Source organism: Dethiosulfatibacter sp. (assembly GCF_983023055.1).
In genome coordinates, this window is the sequence record NZ_CEZJXU010000254.1 from 561 (window position 1) to 3,719 (window position 3,159).

5 protein-coding genes and 1 pseudogene are annotated in these 3,159 nt (G+C 38.2%); all 6 read left to right on the plus strand.

The features are described 5' to 3' along the window. Positions 1–340 (plus strand): hypothetical protein (locus tag AC3AX0_RS09125; RefSeq protein WP_487549988.1); only part of this gene is annotated, 340 nt, incomplete at its 5' end. Next, positions 330–1,529 (plus strand): TolC family protein, encoded by a 1,200-nt coding sequence (locus AC3AX0_RS09130; RefSeq protein WP_487549989.1) that lies wholly within the window; start codon positions 330–332, stop codon positions 1,527–1,529. The genes AC3AX0_RS09125 and AC3AX0_RS09130, both read left to right, overlap by 11 nt. Before the next feature lie 140 nt (positions 1,530–1,669). Further along, complete coding sequence (locus tag AC3AX0_RS09135; RefSeq protein WP_487549990.1) at positions 1,670–1,894, plus strand: glutaredoxin family protein; 225 nt, start codon at positions 1,670–1,672, stop codon at positions 1,892–1,894. Positions 1,895–1,902: 8 nt separating this feature from the next. Next, complete coding sequence (locus AC3AX0_RS09140) at positions 1,903–2,280, plus strand: thioesterase family protein (protein ID WP_487549991.1); 378 nt, start codon at positions 1,903–1,905, stop codon at positions 2,278–2,280. Positions 2,281–2,298: 18 nt separating this feature from the next. Next, positions 2,299–2,628 (plus strand): DUF3870 domain-containing protein, encoded by a 330-nt coding sequence (locus AC3AX0_RS09145; RefSeq protein ID WP_487549992.1) that lies wholly within the window; start codon positions 2,299–2,301, stop codon positions 2,626–2,628. Positions 2,629–2,831: 203 nt separating this feature from the next. After that, positions 2,832–3,159, plus strand: a pseudogene (locus AC3AX0_RS09150) (acetyl-CoA hydrolase); the annotation flags it as partial.

Consider the following 3,159-nt stretch of genomic DNA (forward strand, 5'->3'; position numbering starts at 1 on the left):
GGAATACAAGTATAATATAATTACAATACACAGTAGTTTGGCGGAGATTTTCATAGCTCACGGAGACTTGATTTCTGATAGAATAAAGGGAGCTTTACATTCCTTCATGGTTCAGCATTCAAAGGACATTATTGCTATGATAGAACAGGGAATTGAAGAAAAGGTTATAAGAAAGAATGTGAACAGAGAAATACTGTGTTCGTGTTTGATGGGTGTTTCAAACCATTATCTGGGCATGATGATCATGACTCGAAAGGATGAAAAACCGGACTATGGATTCATCATAGAGTCCATACTTGAAGGATTTGGTGAAAATAAGGAGGATTGCAATGAAAACTAAAATAACAGCAATTGCTTGTGCGGCTGCTCTCGTATTGTCGTTTCCTGCATTTGCAACGGAAGGTGTTGAGGCCGTAACGACATCCATAGTAACAACATCAGTAGAAACTGAAATGGAGCTTACCATTGAGGATGCTCAAAATCTTGCAATAGAAAACAGCTATGCAGTTTCAAGTCTGTTTAGGAACATAGAAAATACTAAAGAATTGATCAACGACCAGGAGGAACTTCAGGATGATATGGAAAACCTCCTGAAGCTTCCACTGGCATATTTGCCTAACAGCATAACAGATGATTTTGTAAATAAACTTCTCATCAAGAAGGGCTATGGAGTAAAGGGAGCTGAAACACAGCTTATAGTACTGGAAAATACAATAGGTCAGACAGAAGAGGCAATTAAGATAGGTGCTCTTACAACTTACTATCAGGTTCTTCTTGCACAGAAGACAATAGAGCTTAACTCTTCTTCATATCAGAATGAACTGAGCCATTTGAATATTGCCCAGATTAAGTATGAAACAGGAGTAATAACAAAGCTTGACCTTCTACAGCAGGAGCTTGCTGTAAACACTTCAAAGACAGATCTGGATAATGCTCTTGATACTCTTGAAATCAAAAAGCTTGAGTTCAACAATACCGTTGGACTTGAACTGGGCGAAAATGTAAAATTTGTTTCTGGAGTTGAAAACGGTGCAATGACTACTCTAGGCATTGAAGCGGCAGTTGAACAAGCTTTTGTAAACAGACCTGAAAGTGTAAATAAATGGGCAGAATACGAGCTTGAAGAAGTGGAACACAGTGCAATAACATCATACTATACTTCAAGAAACAGGCAGTACAAGTATGCCGAGGAGGAGCTTGAAGAGACAATGCACAATTACGAGCAGTCATTCAGGGATATAGAGCTTGATGTAAGGACAAAATACCTTGAGCTTGTGAAGTCTGAAAGGGCTCTAAAGAACATGGATGAGACAATAACGCTTTCAAGGGAATCTTTAAGGGTTACAAAGCTCTTCTTTGAATATGATATGGCTACAATACAGGATGTATCGGATTCCGAGACTAGGCTTAAGCAGGCTGAAATAGGAAAATACCAACTTCTTGTAGGATACAATATTTCTAGAGTGATGTTTGAAAATTCAATAAGCGTTGGAATGCCTTCTGCACCATCTGGACAGATGGGCTTTTAATATTTCAGTAATTTAATCACATTGTAGAATTTGACCCGCTTTATGCGGGTCTTTTTATATACATATTGCAACTAACGTATAGAAATTACCCTGTACTTGTGGTAAAATAATGAATAAACAAAAATTTAGGAGGTACAACTATGGCAAAGGTAGTTGTTTATTCAAGTAATACATGTCCTCACTGCGTTACAGCAAAGGATTATCTTAAGGAAAAAGGCGTTGAATTTGAAGAAAAGAACGTAACAACAGATATGGACGCAAGAAAAGAACTTATGGGTATGGGATACATGGGAGTGCCAATAATAGTTGTAGATGGCGAAGTTGTTGAAGGATTCAACAGAGCAAAACTTGACGAGTTAGTGTAGGTGCCGGTATGGATTTTAATATAACACCAGGACTTAAGTTTGAGACGGAAAATATTGTTGAGCACAAGGATACTGCAGCTGCAATGGGCAGCGGTTTTGTAGAGGTTCTTTCGACTCCCATGATGATTGCCAATATGGAAGGAACTTGTGCTGCTTGTGTGAAGGATTATCTTCCAGAAGGATTCAGCACAGTTGGAACCCATGTTAATGTGGGCCACAAGGCTGCAGTTGATCTTGGAGGAACATATTTTACTGAATGCGAGCTTATTGAAGTTGACAGAAAGAGACTTGTTTTCAAGGTAAGAACATTTACAGCTGAAAAAACTATTGGTGAAGGTACTCATGACAGATTTATTATCGACGTATCGAAATTTATGAATAAATAGACAATGCAGGAGAATTAAATGATAGACAATATTGCAGATGAGATCATTATAACTGGATATGCAAAGCTTCCATCCAATATTACAGCCAGGAAGCTTTATGAAGTCATAGCTGTGGCCTTGCTTGTCAATACCCATACGGGTGTAATTGTTGAAGCCGACTGTACATTGTCAACGAATCTTGCAAAGAATTTCACTAATGATATGCTGAGAGGCAGGAGTCTCAATAATATGGAGGATATTGAATATACAATAGATACTGCATATTTCGGGTCTGCAAAGAAAGCAATCAAAACTGCTGTTCAAAACTGCAAGAAAAGGTTTGACTCACTTCTTGATGGAGAAGATTGATAAATATTTGTCAATGTGGTTGACAAGACCAAATTAATAGTATATCATGGGAATATAATAGCATATCCTATTTATTCGTGTTAATAAGATTTTCCCTTATTTACAAAGCGAGTGATGCACGGTTAATGGCAGAAAATGCCTTTATTCGTGCTTTTTTTGTTCCAATTATTAATAAATATTAATCTATGTGGAGGTGTCCAGAGATGGATAAAAGAATCAGATGCAGTGAACTTAAAGACAGAATCATGAGTTCTGAAGAAGCGGCGTTACTAGTAAAAGATGGAATGGTTGTTGGTGCCAGTGGGTTTACACCTGCAGGATATCCCAAAGCTGTACCACTGGCTATAGCAGAGAGGGCTGAAAAAGGGGAAAAACTGGGAATAACACTTATAACTGGAGCGTCTGTAGGAGACGAGCTTGACGGATCACTGGCAAGGGCTGGAGTAATCAAAAAAAGATATCCCTACCAGACAAATAAATCCATAAGAGACAGGATCAACTCTGGAGAAATAGCATATGCCGACATGCACT

Coding starts and splice junctions, on each gene's coding strand:
- AC3AX0_RS09130 (WP_487549989.1), top strand. CDS start 330: ATGAAAACTAAAATAACAGCAATTGCTTGTGCGGCTGCTCTCGTATTG.
- AC3AX0_RS09135 (WP_487549990.1), top strand. CDS start 1,670: ATGGCAAAGGTAGTTGTTTATTCAAGTAATACATGTCCTCACTGCGTT.
- AC3AX0_RS09140 (WP_487549991.1), top strand. CDS start 1,903: ATGGATTTTAATATAACACCAGGACTTAAGTTTGAGACGGAAAATATT.
- AC3AX0_RS09145 (WP_487549992.1), top strand. CDS start 2,299: ATGATAGACAATATTGCAGATGAGATCATTATAACTGGATATGCAAAG.